Consider the following 15,508-nt stretch of genomic DNA (forward strand, 5'->3'; position numbering starts at 1 on the left):
GGGTCAGACCGGGAGCGCCGTCCTGTCGACGACGGCTGCGAGGCAGAGGCTTACTCATGCTTCATGACTCGCAACGGATCGGCACCCGACTCACCGAGCATCTGCTGCTCACCGGTGCCTCGGTCGGCATCGCCTGCGCGGTGGCACTGCCCGTGGCCATCGGCCTGGGCCATCTCGGCCGGGGCGGCACCCTCGCCATCAACATCTCGAACGTCGGCCGGGCCGTGCCGACGTTCGCGGTGCTGGTCCTGCTGGCGATCGGCCCGCTCGGCATCGGCGACACGACGACGGTGGTCGCGCTGACCCTGTTCGCGATCGCGCCGCTGGTCACCAACAGTTACATCGGAATGCGCGAGGTGGATCCGGGGGCGAAGGAGGCCGCTCGGGGCATGGGCATGTCCGGCGCCCAGCTGCTGCGCCGGGTGGAGCTGCCGCTGGCGGCACCAATGATCGTGCTGGGGTTGCGGCTGGCCGCCGTGCAGGTGGTGGCCACGGCGACCATTGCGGCGCTGATCGGCGGCGGCGGCCTCGGCCGGTTCGTCGTCGACGGGCTGGCCAACAACCGCCATGACCAGGTCGTCGGTGGCGCGATCCTGGTGGCGGCGCTCGCGCTGGCCGTGGACGGGATCCTGTTCGCCGTGGCCCGGCTGGTGTCGAGCGGGCCGAGGACCGCCCCCGCCCGCACCCGCTGACCTCGCCAGGCGGATCTGCGGCACCCGCTCGCCCAGGGCGACCTATTGTCCACCTTGTCGCTGTTAGTTATGTCGTTTGGGTTGCGGCGATGTACCCGCCTCCAGGAATGTGTCCGGGACGTCCGGAAGTTGTCAGACCCGAGTGCGAGGGTGGGACCGTCGGCGATCGCGGCAACGCGTGCCGGCACGCACCGACGGTCGAGCAGCGCCAGGGCGACCACGAACCGGCAATGACGAACGGTGGGACATCAACGTGACTGACGAAGCAGCAGCGACCGGATCGCGGCGCCGCGCCGGGGGGGGGGGGGGCCCCCGCCCCCCCCCCCGCCGCGCGGGGGGGGGGCGCGCGCGGGGGGCCCGGGCCCCGCCCGCAGGCCGTGCTGGCGGGGATCGCGGCGCTGGTCGCCCTGGCCCTGACGGCGGCCGCCTGCGGCTCGGACACCAGCGGCTCCGGGTCCGGGTCGGGCTCGACGAGCGAGGGCTCGCTCACCGTGGCCGACGCCGGCTTCACCGAAAGCAAGATACTCGCCGAGATGTACGCGGCCGTGCTGGAGAAGGCCGGGTACAAGGTCGAGCGGACCTCGGTGCAGCAGACCGAACTCGCCCAGTCATCGCTGGAGAGCGGCACGGTCGACGCGATGCCGCAGTACGTAGCGACGTACGCGGACCTGCTCAACACCAAGGTCCACGGCTCCACCGCGCCCTCGGTCTCCTCCCCCGACCTGCAGAAGTCCCTGGCCGCGTTGCGGCCGCTGGCCGAGGGGGACGGCCTGACGGTGCTCGACCCGGCCGCCGCGGTCGACCAGAACGCGTTCGCGGTGAGCAAGTCGTTCGCCGCCCAGCACCACCTGCGCACCCTGTCCGACCTGGGCGCCAGCGGCCAGACTGTCAAGATCGCCGCCGGTCCGGAGTGCGCCAGCCGGCCGTTCTGCCAGCCGGGGCTGGAGAAGACCTACGGCATCAGGATCAGCGAGATCGTCCGCACCGGGGTGGACACCCCGCAGACGAAGGCCGCCGTCAAGAACAACACCGCCCAGCTCGGCCTGGTCCTCACCACCGACGCCACCGTCAGCGACTACGACCTCGTCACGCTGACCGACGACAAGAAGCTGCAGAACGCGGACAACCTGGTCCCGATCGTCAACACCAAGTCGCTGACGCCGAAGATCTCCGCCGCGCTCAACGCCCTCGCGCCGGTGCTCACCACCGCCGACCTCGCCGAGCTCAACAAGAAGGTCGACGCGCAGCGCGAGAAGCCCTCCGACGTCGCGCGGGCCTTCCTCAAGGACAAGGGCCTGCTGAGCTGACCCTTCGCCATTCACCCGGACCCGCCCCCCTGTGCGTGCGCCAACCGCCGGGCCGGCCCCGAGCCCGGGCCCCCCGCTGCGACCCAGTGTCCCGCGCCGCCGGTCCCCCCCCCCCCCCCCCCCCCCCCCCCCCCCCCGGCCGCCCCCGCCCCCCGCCGCCCGGACTCCCAGGAGCCGGGCGCCCGCTGTCGATCCGTGTGTCCCGCGCCACGCGGATGGCGCCTCGATCGGAGCTCTGGGTCCACACGCTGGCGAAATCCGCGAGGATGGGGGGGTGACCGGCAACCCGACCGCTCCGACGGCCACCTCCGACCCGACCGGCGCGGCGGCCAACGCCGCCACGGCCGCTGCGGACGCCGCCGAGCAGCCCTATCGCGACCTAGGCCTCACCGACGACGAGTACGGCAGGATCGTCGCCACCCTCGGCCGCCGCCCCACCGACGCCGAGCTGGCGATGTACTCGGTGATGTGGAGTGAGCACTGCTCGTACAAGTCCTCCAAGATCCACCTGCGGCAGTTCAAGGACACCCCGTCCACGGACCGGCTGCTGGTGGGCATGGGGGAGAATGCGGGCGTCGTCGCCGTCGGCGAGGGCCTGGCGGTCACCTTCAAGATCGAGTCGCACAACCACCCGAGCTTCGTCGAGCCCTACCAGGGCGCGGCGACCGGCGTCGGCGGCATCGTCCGCGACATTTTGACCATGGGCGCGCGCCCGCTGGCCGTGCTCGACCCGCTGCGTTTCGGCGACGCCGACGCCCCCGACACCGCCCGGACGTTGCCGGGCATCGTCGCCGGCATCGGCGGCTACGGCAACTGCCTCGGCCTGCCGAACATCGGCGGCGAAGTTGTCTTCGACCCCACCTACGCAGGAAACCCCCTGGTCAACGCCCTGTGCGTCGGCGTGATGCCGGTCAGCCGGGTGCAGACCTCGGCCGCCACCGGGGTGGGCAACGCGGTGGTTCTGCTGGGCGCGAAGACCGGTCGGGACGGCATCGGCGGCGTGTCCGTGCTCGCGTCCGCCACCTTCGACGAGGGTGGCGGCCCGGCGCGGCGGCCATCAGTGCAGGTCGGCGACCCGTTCACCGAGAAGATCCTCATCGAGAGCTGCCTGGAACTGTTCGACCGCGGCCTCGTCACCGGCATCCAGGACCTCGGCGGCGCGGGCCTGACCTGCGCGCTCACCGAGACGACCGCGGCGGGCATCGCCACCGGCCAGCCCGGCGGCATGGACGTCGACCTCGAACTGGTGCCGCTGCGCGAGGCGTCGATGAGCCCGCCGGAAGTCCTCGCGAGCGAGTCCCAGGAACGCATGCTCGCGATCGTCACGCCGCAGTCCCTGCCCGAGGTGCTCGCGCTCGCGGAACGCTGGGGAGTGATCGCGACCCGGATCGGCACGGTCACCGACAGCGGCCGTCTTGTCATTCGCTGGCACGGCGAGGTCGTCGTCGACGTCCCGCCCGGCTCGCTGGCGGACGACGGCCCCGTCTACGAACGGCCCATCCGCCGCCCCGCCGATCTCGACCTCGTCCGCGCGGACACCCCGGCCGCGGCGCGCCTGGCCCGGCCGACCACCGGCGAGCAGCTGCGCGAAACCCTGCTGCGGCTGATCGCTTCGCCGAACCTGTGTTCCCGGGCCTGGGTCACCGACCAGTACGACCGGTACGTCCAGGCGAACACCGTGCTGGCCCAGCCGGAGGACGCCGGCGTGCTGCGGCTGTCCGCGGACACCGGCCTCGGCATCGCGCTGGCCACCGACGGCAACGGCCGTTACGCCCGACTCGACCCGTTCGCCGGGGCGCAGCTCGCCCTCGCCGAGGCATGCCGCAACGTCAGCGCCGCCGGCGCGGAGCCGATCGCCGTCACGAACTGCCTGAACTTCGGATCCCCGGAGGATCCCGAGGTGATGTGGCAGTTCGCCGAGGCGTGCGCGGGCCTCGCCGACGGCTGCCGGCGCCTGGGGCTGCCGGTCACCGGCGGCAACGTGTCGTTCTACAACCAGACCGGCGCGACGCCGATCCATCCCACGCCGGTGATCGGCGTGCTCGGCCTGTTCGACGACGTGGCCCGCCGCACCCCCATCGGCTTCACCGGCGACGGTGACGCACTGATCCTGCTGGGCGAGACCGCGGACGAGTTCGGCGGCTCCGAGTGGGCCTGGGTGACCCACCGCCACCTCGGCGGCGCACCGCCGGCGGTCGACCTCGCCCGGGAGAAGCTGCTCGGCGAGGTTCTCGTCGCCGGTTCCCGCGAGGGTCTGCTCAGCGCCGCCCACGACCTGTCCGACGGCGGCCTGGCCCAGACGCTCGTCGAGTCCTGCCTGCGGGGCGGACGCGGCGCCCGAATCGAGCTGGCTGCCGGGGCGGACCTGTTCGTCGAGCTTTTCAGCGAGTCGACGGCGCGCGCCGTCGTCGCCGTGCCGAGCGCCGCGCAGGCCCGCTTCGCCGAGCTGTGCACGACCCGCGGGCTGCCGTGGCAGCGCCTCGGAGTCGTCGGCGGCGACACCCTCGATGTGCGGGACGCCTTCGCCGTCGGCCTGGACGAACTGCGCACCGCCCACGAGGGCACCCTGCCCGCCCTGTTCGGCCAGACCACCTGACCGACCGGCGGGGGCGGCCGGCCGCCGCCCCCGCTGGCTGTCCGCCCTCGATGCCGGCGTTGCCGGCCTGAGATCAGGAGTGGCCGTACGGCTCGGGGCCCCCGGCGTCGGTCTGGTCCTCGGGTCCGGCGTCGGCCACCGAACCCGGCGGGTGGGCGGCCACACCGAGCAGCTCGACGTCCGTCGGCGCCAGGTCGGACGGGTCCTCGTCGTACACGACCGGCTCCGGATGCGCGCTCGGCGCGACCAGCGCTTCGGAGTGCGCGCCGCACCCATGGTCGATGGCGGTGACGCGGCCGTCGTCCGGGGCGAGCTCGTTGGCGCAGGCCCCGAACATCCGGCCGAGCACGCCCGCGAGGCGCACGTGGAAACCACAGGTCAGGCAGGCTGCCGGCGCCACCTTCGCGATGGACGCGTCGGGGCCGGCCTCCCCCGCGTACCAGCGCTCGACGGCATCCTCCCGGCCGGTCGGCGACAGCACCCGGGACCGGCCCAGACCGAGCTCGACATACTCGTCGGTGTCGACGAGCTCCTCGACGTCCTCGACCCGCAGCGCGAGCCGGGGGTCGTCGATCGCCGTCGGCAGCAGGTCGCCGACGCCGACGTCACCCGGCCGCAGCCGTTCCGACCACGGCACCCACTCCGGCGCCAGCATCGCGTCGTCCCCGGGGATGAGGACCACGTCGTCGACGGTGACCCGGCGCACCCGGGAGGCGCGGGTGACGACGACCGTCCACGTCCAACCCCGGTAGGCGGGGGTCAGGCAGGCGAAGCGGTGCAGCACGATCCGATCGCTCTCGGCCTCGACGCCGAGGTGCTCGCCGACCGCCTGCTCCTCGCCGGCCTCCTCCACGGCGGCGGCGCGGGCGAGATCCACGGCCGCCGCGCAGGTCGCGTCGACCGCCGTCTCCCGCGAAGCTCGCGTCGCTCGCGCTGACCGGGCTCGCCCGGCCGGTGCCGCCGCCTCGGTCTCAGCCGCCTCGGTCTCAGCCGCCTCGACGTCGGCCGCCTCAGCCACCGCCGCATCGACGCTCGCCGGATCGACGCTCGCCGGATCGACGCTCGCCGGATCGACGCTCGCCGGATCGGCCGCCCCGCGTTCGGCGACCGCCGTTTCCGCGACCGCCGATCCCGCGGCCGCCGTTGCGGTCGATTCGGACCTGGTCGCTGTCGCCGTTGTCACTTCTGTAACCTCCGTGCTGCCCTGGGTCGCCACACCCGCCGTAGGCTCCGCGCGATCCGCCCCTTCGTACCCGTCGGCGCCGGTGGGTACGTGGGCGTCGGCCGCGCCGCTCGACGCGGGGGACGCCTCGGTCATGGTGGAACGAACCTCTGGAGCATCCACGCAACGTATTCTCACCCACGGACACCGGCACCGCCCGACAAGGTCGCAGGAGCACCGGTGAGAGTCGTGTGACCCCCGGTCGGAACCCGCCTGCGAGGCCGTCGGGCCTGGGACGAGGACACTCGGCATGGTGAACCTGGGCAGCGGCATCTCGAACGGCCTGCGCCGGGCGCGCTCGAGCGTGCGCGGCGAGGACTCCGGCCGGACCGGGTTGTCCGCGCTCACCGAGCTGTCCTTCGTGAACGCCGCCGGGGACGCGCTGGTCACCGTCGCGCTGGCCGGATCGCTGTTCTTCTCCGTGCCCTCCGGTGAGGCCCGGTCCAAGGTCGCGATGTACCTGCTGATCACGATGGTGCCGTTCGCCCTGCTCGCGCCGGTGGTCGGTCCGCTGCTCGACCGGGTCGCGCACGGCCGGCGGACCGCGCTGGCCGCGATCTGCCTGGGCCGTGGGCTGCTCGCCTGGCAGTTGGCCGGGGCGCTGACCGGGCTGGCCGTCTACCCGCTGGCGCTCGGCCTGTTGGTGCTCTCCCGCGCGTTCGGCGTCGCCCGCAGCGCGGTGACACCACGGGTGGCGCCGCCCGGCCTCACCCTCGTCAAGGTCAACTCGCGAATCTCACTGGTCAACATCGTCTCCGGGGCGGTCGTGGCCCCGCTGGGGCTGGGTATCGCGCATATCCCGTTCGTCGGCTACCCGTGGGTGCTGCGCCTCTGCGCGATCGTCTACATGATCGGGGTGCTGCTGGCGTTCAACCTGCCACGAACGGTCGACTCGGCCGCCGGCGAACAACCGCTGCGGGCCGACGCGCTGGCCGGCAGTGGTCGACCGGCGCTGCGGGCGCGGTTTCGAGCCGCGCTCGGCGCCCTGCCGGTCGCTCTGCGGGCCACCCTGGTGCTGCGCGGACTGGTCGGGTTCCTCACCTTCTATCTGGCCTTCCTGCTGCGTACCAAGGGTGGCAACAACCTCTGGCTCGGCGGCCTCGCCGTCGCGGCCGGCGTCGGCAGCGGGCTCGGGGTGTTCGTCGGCGGTCGGCTCGGCCGGCGCCGGCCCGAGGGCATCCTGATGCTCGCCCTGGTGATGGCCGCCGGGGGCTGCCTGGGCGCCGCCGTCACCTACACCCGGTTCACCTCGCTCGTCGCGGCGCTGCTGGCCACGATGGCGGGATCGATGGGCAAACTCGCGCTGGACGCCATCCTCCAGCGCGATATACCGGAGACGACCCGCAACTCGGCGTTCGCCCGCTCGGAGACGGCCCTGCAGCTCGCGTGGGTCGCCGGTGGCGCGTGCGGGCTGGTGGAGCTGCCCGGTTCCGCGGGGTTCGCGCTGGCTGCGGCCGCCGTCTGCCTCACTCTGGTCCTCCAGGCCGGCGCCCTGCGCCGGTCCCGGCTGGCGGCCCGGGACCGGCGGTGGTCCAGCCCGACCCCATGGGCGGATCCCGTCGCCCCGCTCGGCGCCGCGGCCGCGGCGATGGCTCCCGTCCCCGATCAGCCGCTGGAACCGGCGCTCGCCCGTGAACCGACCGCCGGCCTCCCGCCGGATTCGGCCGTGGCGGCGGACGCCTACGGCCAGTCGGAGCAGGCCGCCGCGCCGGAGATCGTCGGCGAGCCCGCCGACCAGTGGCCGGACACCGCCGTCGTGGCCGCGCCGGTCCCGGCCACCGAGAGACGGGCACCGGCGCCGATCCCGCCCACCCTGGAGGATCCGACCCGCCCGGACGGGTCCCGACCCCGGCGCGGTCTCGGCCGCCGTCGGGGCTGAGGGTCGAGCGTGCCCAGGTCGATTCGTCATCGATCGCGGACACCCGTTGTTTTCCCCCGGCCGACAATCGTCGCCATCCCGCTCCGGTGTTTACCGCTGCTCGACGAACCGGGCACGTCGGAGGATGGCCGGGCGCACTACCTGGCACCGCCGGGCCTGATCCCGTGGGCGTATCAACGCGAGTACCCCCGTTATCACCTGCGCAGCCCACGCAACGCGCACGGCGTGCCGCGCACCGCCATCGGCGCCACGCACTGTCGTCCGTGATGCTAAAGTCCGGCAACAAGTCCGATTTGCACCACAAACAAAACCCCGCGCCGTAACCTTGCCGTCCGGTGCGGTGGCATTCTGCGAATCGGACCGACAGACATCTACGGGGACGGCGGACTTAGGACATGCCAATCGATGATCCGGACCCGGTCGTGAGTCGAACCCTGATCGTCACCGCGGTGACCGCCGAGGCGGACGCGGTGTGCGCGGGGCTGATGGGTAGCTGGTCGCGTGGTCGGACCCGACTGCCGGCCAGCCCGGGCAACCTCGTGTCGCCCGACTGGGATCGCCAGTTGCTCACCACCTCCACCCTGGGCCCCTACGTGGGACGGCGCCGCGGGCCCGTCACGGTCCTCGCCGCCGGCACCGGCGGCCCGGCCGCCGCGGCCGGCGCCGCGACCGCGCTGGCCGTCGCGAGCGCGGCCGGCCAGCCGTTCGACCTGGTGCTGACGATGGGCGTCGCGGGAGGTTTCCGCGGCTGGACCGAGATCGGCGATCTTGTCGTCGCCGATCGCATCGTCGCCGCGGACCTGGGCGCCGAGTCCGGCGTCGACGAGGAGCCGGCGCAGCCCACCGAGCGGATCAGCGAGCTCGACCGCAACCTCGGCTTCCACAGCACCGGCGCGCCCACGCACCGCGGGCACGGCGGTCGCGGTGCCGACGGGGCCTTCCTCACCCTGGACGAGCTCGGGCTCGGCTCGTCCACCGTCCAGCCGGAGGCTGACCTGACATCCCGGCTCGGCCTGGTGCTCGACGCCACCGGCCGGCGCGTCATCACGGGTACCGTGGTCAGCGTTTCGACCGTGACCGGTACGGAGCGGCGGGCCGCCGCCCTGACCGAGCGGCTGGACCCGGTGGCCGAAGCGATGGAAGGCTATGCCGTGGCGCTCGCCGCGCAGGCCTACGGCGTTCCCGCCGCGGAGATCCGCGCCGTGAGCAATCCCGTCGGCCGCCGCGACCGGGCCGCCTGGAACCTGCCGGCCGCGCTGGCCAGTCTGCGCACGGCCGCCGCCGCGCTGGTGGCGCACCCGGAGGGCCTGGTCGCCCAGCCGGCCACCGCCTCGGGCGCGGGGTCGGCCACGCTGGGCAGCGGTCCCCCGCACGGAGGCAACGGCAGCAACGGCACCCGCTGAGCGCGGGATGGCCACCCAGCGGCTGGAGGAGTCCGGATGAGTGTCAGCGAGGCGCGGACCGAGCAGGACACGGACTTGTCGGCCAGCCAGCCGCTGTCACTGGCCATCTCGCCGTGCCCGAACGACACGTTCGCCTTCCACGCCCTCGCCCACGGGCTGGTGCCGGGCGCGCCCACGGTCGACGTCACCTTCGCCGACATCGACGTGCTGAACTCCCGGGCCGCCGACGGCCGCGACGACCTGATCAAGGTCTCCTACGCCGCACTGCCCTGGCTGCTCGCCGACTACCAGCTCCTCACCTCGGGCGGTGCGCTCGGGCGCGGCTGCGGACCACTGGTCCTCACCGCCGGGCGCACCGACCTGCGCGGTGCCCGGGTGGCCATCCCCGGCCGCCGCACCACCGCGTACCTGCTGTTCCGGCTGTGGGCGGCGGAGCGCGGGGTGGCCGGCATCGACGTGCTGCCGTTCGAGCAGATCATGCCTGCGGTGCGGGACGGCCGGTACGACGCCGGCCTGGTCATCCACGAGTCCCGCTTCACCTACCCGTCCTTCGGGCTGACGGCGCTCGCGGACCTCGGGGACTGGTGGGAGGAGCAGACGTCGCTGCCGATCCCGCTGGGCGCGATCCTCGCCCGCCGCGAGCTGGACGGGCCGGCGCTGTCCGCCGCAGTGCGGGCGAGCGTGGCCGCCGCCTTCGCCGACCCGGCCGCGAGCGCCGCCTACGTCCTCGAGCACTCCCAGGAACTGGCCCCCGACGTCGTCGACGCGCACATCAAGCTGTACGTCAACGAGTTCAGCCTGGATCTCGGCGAGGAGGGGTTCGCCGCGATCGAGACGCTGCTCGCCCGCGCCGCCGACGCCGACCTCGTGCCGAAGCTGCCCGGCCCACTGCGCTGACCTGGGCCGCCGCGGGTGCGACACTGCGCTCATGCCGGAACTGCCGGAGGTCGACGCCCTCGCCGTGTTCCTGCGGGACACCGCCCTCGGCCGCGTCGTCGACCGGGTCGAACCCGTGACCGTCAGTGCCCTGAAGACGTTCGACCCGCCGATCACGGCGCTGCGGGGCAGCGCGCTCGCGGCGGTGCGCCGGCACGGCAAGTTCCTCGACCTCGTCTTCGCCACCGACACCGGGGAGCCCCTTGACCTGGTCATCCATCTGGCGCGGGCCGGATGGCTGCGGTGGCGGGCGACCCAGCCGACGGCGCCCGCGCGGCCCGGCCGGGGCCCGCTCACGCTGCGGCTGACCTTCGACGACCGCGCCGGGTTCGACCTCACCGAGGCCGGCACCCAGAAGCGGCTGGCCGTCTACCTCGTCCGGGACCCGGCGGACGTGCCGGGTATCGCCCGGCTCGGCCCGGACCCGCTCGGCGCGGCCTTCAGCGTCGAGGCGCTCGGGGAGATCCTCGCCGCCGCCGGGCGCAGCCAGCTCAAGGGCGTGCTGACCGACCAGGCCCGCCTCGCCGGCGTCGGCAACGCCTATTCCGACGAGGCGCTGTGGTCGGCGCGGATGTCGCCGTACCGGCCGGCCGCCGGACTGTCCGCGGCGGAGGCGGCGCAGCTGCACGCGGCGCTCGTCGGTGTGCTCACCGACGCCCGGCAGGCGGCCTCCGGACTCGCTGCCGGTGAGCTCAAGGCGGAGAAGAAAGCGAATCTGTCCGTTCACGGCCGGACCGGGTTGCCCTGCCCACGCTGCGGCGACACGATCCGGGAGGTGTCGTTCGCCGACCGGTCGATGCAGTACTGCCCGAGCTGCCAGACCGGCGGGCGGACACTCGCGGACCGCAGGCTGTCCCGGCTGCTCAGGTAGATGGCAGGATGACGGCGTGAGCTCTGATCAGATCCCGGCCGTCAACGTCGACGACCTTCCTGTTGATATTTCGGTAGCCAGCGCGCCGACGCTGGTGGACGTGCGGGAACCCGACGAGTGGTCCGCCGGGCACATCGCCGGCGCCGTCCACATCCCGATGGGCGATCTCGTCAACCGACTCGACGAGGTGCCCCGCGGGCAGGACGTCGTCATCGTCTGCCGCTCGGGCGGCCGGTCCGCCGCCGTCACCAGCTATCTCGTGCAGGGCGGCTGGCAGGCCCGCAACCTGACGGACGGCATGCTCGGCTGGCACGCCCGGGGCCGCCCCATGGTCAGCGACGGTGGGACCGCGCCCACCGTCCTGTGAGCGCCGGGCCGGGCCAGGTCGTGTCCGGGCGATCTTTTGTCCATGACAAGCGACCACAGACCTCCTCAGCCACGCAGCCTCGCTGCGGGGAGTAGCGGTCAAGGATCCGGCTGTCCCTGGGAGGGACCGGGCGCGCTTGTGGTGGGTTGCTCTGCGGGGCCCGGTGCCCGGTGTGCCCGCGCGAAGGGGCCCGCCGCGCTGCCGGCCGGTCGCTGTGAAGGGGGCGGGGTCCGGCTGCCCCTGGCATGATCGGCCGGACACGGCCTAGCGGGCGCCCGAGTCCGCCGTCCGCTCGACCCGCACCTCGTAGTCCTCGATCACCGGGTTGGCGAGCAGCGTCGCGGCGAGATGTTCGACCCGCGCGAGCACCGCGCCGTCCGGCTCGACACCGTCCGCCAGTTCCAGCTCGAACCGCTTGCCCTGGCGGACCCCGACGATGCCGCTCACCCCGAGCCGCGGCAGGGCGCTGAGCACCGCCTGCCCCTGCGGATCGAGGATCTCCGGCTTGAGCATCACATCCACCACAACCCTGGTCACATCCGCGGACACTACCGGCCCGGCGGCCCGGCAGGCGGCGTTTTCGCCCGCGTCCGGAGCGCCGCGTCGGCCAGCCCGAGGCGACACCTCGCGGCCGCCTAGGCTCTTCTCGTGACGCCATGGCGCGGTTCGACCCCGGTCGTCGGATTCGACCTCGACCTGACCCTGCTCGACGCCCGGGCCGGCATCCGGGCGACCATGGCGGCGCTGTCCAGCGAGTCGGGCGTGCCCGTCGATGCCGACCTCGTGGTGTCCCGGCTCGGCCCGCTGCTCGAGACCGAGCTCGCGCAATGGTTCCCGGCCGCGGAGGTCCCGTCCCGCGCCGCGCGTTACCGCGAGTTGTACGCGGTCCACGCCCTGCCCGCGTCCCTGCCGATGCCCGGCGCCGCGGAGGCGGTCGCCGCCGTGCGCCGGATCGCCGGACGGGTGGTCGTGGTGACCGCCAAGAGCACCGCCCTCGCCCACGCCAGTCTGACGCGCATCGGCATTGCCGCCGACGTCGTCGAGGGCGCCCGCTTCGCGACCGGGAAGGGTGCGGCCCTGCTGGCCCACCGGGTGGACGTCTACGTCGGCGATCACACCGGTGACATGGTCGGGGCCCGCGAGGGCGGCGCGCTTGCCGTCGGAGTCGCGACGGGCCCGTGCTCCGCCGCGGACCTGCGCGCCGCCGGGGCCCAGGTGGTGCTCGGCCGGCTGGCGGAGTTCCCGCCGTGGCTGGCGTCGGCGGCGGCAGGCCGGACCGGCCGGGGGCCGGCGGCCTGACCGCGGGGCGGGGACCGCCATCGGCGGCGCACCGTCCGTGCCTGCGGCGTCAGACGACGGGAGCGCCTTCGCCCTGCTGGTTCGCGCCGCGCTCGACGTGCTCGCGGTAGCTCGCCGCCTCGCTCTCGGTGACGGTCAGCCCGTCGGCGGCACGGCTCGCCTCCGGGTCGTCCGGTCCGGCGTCGGCGCCGGCCACCGCCTCGTCTCGGGCCCGACCCTGCTCGGCCGCCTCGAAGTCGTCCCGGGTACGGAAGTCCTCCGGGCTACGTGCCTCGTCCTGCTCAAGCTTGGACATCGAACACCTCCTGCCAGTGGGCGCCGGCCCCCGGTCCGGGTGGCCAGCTCAGCGTCAGCAGCAGGCATGCCCAGGCCGCCTCCCGGATAACACGACGATCCGGACGGGACGATCGCGCGCGTCGTCACGCGCGAGGTCCGACCGAGCGCCGATCGCTACCGAAGACCCGCGCGTGCTGCGGCTGACGGATAGCCTTGGATTCCCGCAGCTTTCGTCGCGTTGTCCAGTCGTCACTCAGAACGAGGTCGCCCGTGCCCACCGGCAAAGTCAAGTGGTTCGACGTTGACAAGGGCTTCGGCTTTCTCAGCCGTGACGACGGCGGCGACGTCTTCGTCCACAAGGCAGCCCTGCCCGCCGGCGTCGAGCGACTGAAGCCAGGTGACCGGGTGGAGTTCGGCGTCGCCGCCGGTCGGCGGGGGGATCAGGCGCTGTCGGTCCGGGTGCTGTCCGCCCCGCCGTCGGTCGCCAGATCAGCCACGCAGACTGCCCGCCGCAGCCCGGACGAGCTGCACAGCATGGTCGAAGACATGATCAAAATGCTCGACGACGTGCAGCGCGAGCTGCGCCGCGGGCGCTACCCGGAGCGGCGCATCGCGCAGCGCGTCGCCAAGGTCGTGCACGCCGTCGCCAGTGAACTGGAGGCATAGTCCTTTCAGCGACGGAGTCCTTTCAGCGACGGACGGTCCCGCCAGCGCCGACGGTCCCGCCGGATTCTCCGGGGACGGCGGACAGGCCCGCAACGGGGACCATCCGGACACGGCGGGATCCCCGGGGTGGGTGCCCGGGGCTGGCGATCAGGGCTCGGTCGGCGGCAGGAAGCTCACCCGCCGGCCACAGCCCCTGCACACCGCGACCTGGGCGCCCGGCTCGTCGTCGGAGGGCACGAGGTGGGTGAGCGGGACGTGTCCGTCGCACCAGGGACACAGCAACCACGGGCCGTTCACCCGGGACGCACCGCCGCCGGCAGCCGTGCTCATCCGGTCGCCGCCGCCGGTTGGCGGCGAGAGGCCCGCGCGCCCGCTCCGCACATATCCACCATCCGCTCACGATGCCTCATTTCACTCCAGCGGCGGCCGCGAATGGCAACACATTGTCGGCCAGGCGACCCGAAAGGCAGCCGGACAGCCCGTGCGTGCCGATGACCGTCCCCGGTGCGGCAGACTGCGAACTGAGACGGCACGCAGCGTCGGCGTGGACTGCGGCGGCGGCGTTGGACGGTGGCGGCGGGAGCGTGGGTCGGATCGGGAGCTGAGAGGCATTCGTGTGACGAGCAGGCAGCGGTCGTGATCACCGCCGTACGGTGCTGACCATGGCCGACGACGGCGCGGGTCGCAACACCCGCCGAAGCGACCCCGGCGCGCCGCTCAACCCCCACGAACCGCGGTCCGTTGGTCCCTACACCCTGATCAGTCGGCTGGGCGTGGGCGGGATGGGGACCGTCTACCTCTCCCGCAACGCCGCCGGTCGACGGGTCGCCGTCAAGGTCATCCGACCGGACCTCGCGGCGGACGAGGAGTTCCGCCGCCGATTCCGGGCCGAGGTCGAGTCCGCCCGCCGGGTCGCCCCCTTCTGCACCGCAGAGGTCCTCGACGCCGACCCGAACGCGCCCGCGCCGTACCTGGTCACCGAGTTCATCGACGGCGTCCGCCTGGACGAGCAGGTCGAGACCGGTCCGCTGGCCTCCTCGACCCTCACCGGGCTCGCGGTCGGCGTGGCCACGGCGCTGACCGCCATCCACAGCGCCGGCCTGGTCCACCGCGACCTCAAACCGAGCAACGTGATGCTCTCCCTGTCCGGGCCACGAGTGATCGACTTTGGTATCGCCCAGGCCCTGGAGGGGGCCAAGGCCAAGCCCACCGCCTGGGGTTTCGGGTCGGCGGGCTGGATGGCGCCCGAGCAGGTCCACGGCCAGCCGATCGGCCCGGAGGCGGACGTCTTCGCCTGGGGCATCCTCATCGCCTACGCCGGAACCGGCCGGCATCCGTTCGGCGAGGGGTCGGACATCGATCTCGGCATGCGGATCGTCGGCTCCGCGCCGGACCTGCGCGGGCTGCCGGAACCGCTGGTCGGGCTGGTCAGCGCGGCCCTGGCGAAGCACCCGGACGACCGGCCGAGCGCCCGCGAGCTGCTGCTGCGACTCGTCGCCCAGCCACCCGTGCGCGACGGTGACCCGGCCGGGCCGGCGATCGGCCAGGTGGAGGAGCTGCTCAACCGGACCGGCGAGGTGCCCCGGCCGGCGCCGGGCCGGGGCGGCCCGACAAGCTCCGCCGTGCCCCGCCGCCCACCGTGGGATGGCGCCGGCCCGGCGCGGCCCGACGCCGCGATACCACCGGGGCGCGCCCCCGGCCAGGTCCGCTCGCCCGGCGGCCCCTATGCCCCGCAGCCCGCGAGCCCCCCGCCGCTCCGGGACCAGCAGCCCCTCCGGGACCAGCAGCCCCTCCGGGGCCAGCTGCCCGTCCGAAACGCACAGCCACCCAGGAACCCCCCGCCTCCCGGAAACTCGCAGCAGCTCCGCGGTCCGCAACAGCCCGGCAGCCAGCAGCCGGCGGGAAACCCGGCTGCGGGGCCGGGGGGCCCCCCCCCCCCCCCCCCCCCCCCCCCCCCCCCCCCCCCCCCCCCCCCCCCCCCCCCCCCGCCCCCC

15 protein-coding genes are annotated in these 15,508 nt (G+C 73.9%); 11 read left to right on the plus strand and 4 right to left on the minus strand.

From position 1 onward, the window contains the following. Window positions 1–56 precede the first annotated feature (56 nt). The 3 genes from MXD60_RS00960 (at window position 57) to purL (ending at window position 4,595) form a co-directional block, all read left to right on the plus strand. Window positions 57–692 carry an ABC transporter permease gene (locus tag MXD60_RS00960; protein ID WP_248816773.1) on the plus strand — a complete coding sequence of 212 codons (636 nt, stop codon included), beginning with the start codon at window positions 57–59 and terminating at the stop codon, window positions 690–692. 377 nt (window positions 693–1,069) lie between these two features. Next, window positions 1,070–1,999 (plus strand): ABC transporter substrate-binding protein, encoded by a 930-nt coding sequence (locus MXD60_RS00965; protein ID WP_248816775.1) that lies wholly within the window; start codon window positions 1,070–1,072, stop codon window positions 1,997–1,999. Between the two features lie 274 nt (window positions 2,000–2,273). Then, window positions 2,274–4,595, plus strand: coding sequence for a phosphoribosylformylglycinamidine synthase subunit PurL (purL, locus tag MXD60_RS00970; RefSeq protein ID WP_248816777.1), 2,322 nt, complete (start codon window positions 2,274–2,276; stop codon window positions 4,593–4,595). A gap of 73 nt (window positions 4,596–4,668) precedes the next feature. Here the strand turns inward: purL and MXD60_RS00975 are convergent, their stop codons facing one another. Then, window positions 4,669–5,778, minus strand: coding sequence for a DUF3027 domain-containing protein (locus MXD60_RS00975; protein ID WP_248816779.1), 1,110 nt, complete (start codon window positions 5,776–5,778; stop codon window positions 4,669–4,671). A gap of 289 nt (window positions 5,779–6,067) precedes the next feature. Between MXD60_RS00975 and MXD60_RS00980 the strand changes: the two genes are divergently transcribed. The 5 genes from MXD60_RS00980 to MXD60_RS01000 all read left to right on the plus strand — a co-directional run bounded on the left by MXD60_RS00980 (window position 6,068) and on the right by MXD60_RS01000 (window position 11,273). Next, entirely contained in the window at window positions 6,068–7,696 is a 1,629-nt protein-coding gene (locus MXD60_RS00980) for an MFS transporter (protein ID WP_248816781.1), read from the plus strand. A 422-nt stretch (window positions 7,697–8,118) separates the two neighbouring features. Next, entirely contained in the window at window positions 8,119–9,099 is a 981-nt protein-coding gene (gene mqnB / locus MXD60_RS00985) for a futalosine hydrolase (RefSeq protein ID WP_248816783.1), read from the plus strand. A gap of 36 nt (window positions 9,100–9,135) precedes the next feature. After that, window positions 9,136–9,996, plus strand: coding sequence for a 1,4-dihydroxy-6-naphtoate synthase (locus MXD60_RS00990; RefSeq protein WP_248816784.1), 861 nt, complete (start codon window positions 9,136–9,138; stop codon window positions 9,994–9,996). A 31-nt stretch (window positions 9,997–10,027) separates the two neighbouring features. Beyond that, window positions 10,028–10,906 carry a DNA-formamidopyrimidine glycosylase family protein gene (locus MXD60_RS00995; protein ID WP_248816786.1) on the plus strand — a complete coding sequence of 293 codons (879 nt, stop codon included), beginning with the start codon at window positions 10,028–10,030 and terminating at the stop codon, window positions 10,904–10,906. Between the two features lie 16 nt (window positions 10,907–10,922). Then, a complete protein-coding gene (locus MXD60_RS01000) occupies window positions 10,923–11,273 on the plus strand; it encodes a rhodanese-like domain-containing protein (RefSeq protein ID WP_248816788.1) in 351 nt (116 codons plus the stop codon). A 264-nt stretch (window positions 11,274–11,537) separates the two neighbouring features. On the opposite strand, the gene purS is transcribed toward MXD60_RS01000, so the two are convergent. Further along, window positions 11,538–11,810 (minus strand): phosphoribosylformylglycinamidine synthase subunit PurS, encoded by a 273-nt coding sequence (gene purS, locus MXD60_RS01005; RefSeq protein WP_248816790.1) that lies wholly within the window; start codon window positions 11,808–11,810, stop codon window positions 11,538–11,540. A 111-nt stretch (window positions 11,811–11,921) separates the two neighbouring features. Here purS and MXD60_RS01010 point away from each other — a divergent pair, with 111 nt between their 5' ends. Then, entirely contained in the window at window positions 11,922–12,572 is a 651-nt protein-coding gene (locus MXD60_RS01010; RefSeq protein ID WP_248816792.1) for an HAD family hydrolase, read from the plus strand. Between the two features lie 49 nt (window positions 12,573–12,621). Here the strand turns inward: MXD60_RS01010 and MXD60_RS01015 are convergent, their stop codons facing one another. Beyond that, complete coding sequence (locus MXD60_RS01015; RefSeq protein WP_248816794.1) at window positions 12,622–12,867, minus strand: hypothetical protein; 246 nt, start codon at window positions 12,865–12,867, stop codon at window positions 12,622–12,624. Window positions 12,868–13,118: 251 nt separating this feature from the next. Between MXD60_RS01015 and MXD60_RS01020 the strand changes: the two genes are divergently transcribed. After that, the gene (locus tag MXD60_RS01020) at window positions 13,119–13,514 is read left to right on the plus strand and encodes a cold-shock protein (RefSeq protein WP_248816796.1); all 396 of its coding nucleotides are present in this window, start codon (window positions 13,119–13,121) and stop codon (window positions 13,512–13,514) included. Window positions 13,515–13,661: 147 nt separating this feature from the next. Here the strand turns inward: MXD60_RS01020 and MXD60_RS01025 are convergent, their stop codons facing one another. After that, complete coding sequence (locus MXD60_RS01025; RefSeq protein WP_248816798.1) at window positions 13,662–13,844, minus strand: hypothetical protein; 183 nt, start codon at window positions 13,842–13,844, stop codon at window positions 13,662–13,664. A 332-nt stretch (window positions 13,845–14,176) separates the two neighbouring features. On the opposite strand from MXD60_RS01025, the gene MXD60_RS01030 reads away from it, so the two are divergent. Next, on the plus strand, window positions 14,177–15,508 hold a 1,332-nt coding region (locus MXD60_RS01030), incomplete at its 3' end, for a serine/threonine-protein kinase (protein ID WP_248816800.1).

The sequence above is a fragment of the Frankia sp. AgB32 genome, from assembly GCF_023243045.1.
In the GTDB taxonomy this organism is placed as follows: Bacteria; Actinomycetota; Actinomycetes; order Frankiales; family Frankiaceae; genus Frankia.

Excerpts from the sequence above, each read along its gene's own strand:
- MXD60_RS00960 (WP_248816773.1), top strand. The coding sequence starts at position 57 with ATGCTTCATGACTCGCAACGGATCGGCACCCGACTCACCGAGCATCTG.
- MXD60_RS00980 (WP_248816781.1), top strand. The coding sequence starts at position 6,068 with ATGGTGAACCTGGGCAGCGGCATCTCGAACGGCCTGCGCCGGGCGCGC.
- MXD60_RS00990 (WP_248816784.1), top strand. The coding sequence starts at position 9,136 with ATGAGTGTCAGCGAGGCGCGGACCGAGCAGGACACGGACTTGTCGGCC.
- MXD60_RS00995 (WP_248816786.1), top strand. The coding sequence starts at position 10,028 with ATGCCGGAACTGCCGGAGGTCGACGCCCTCGCCGTGTTCCTGCGGGAC.
- MXD60_RS01015 (WP_248816794.1), bottom strand. The coding sequence starts at position 12,867 with ATGTCCAAGCTTGAGCAGGACGAGGCACGTAGCCCGGAGGACTTCCGT.
- MXD60_RS01025 (WP_248816798.1), bottom strand. The coding sequence starts at position 13,844 with ATGAGCACGGCTGCCGGCGGCGGTGCGTCCCGGGTGAACGGCCCGTGG.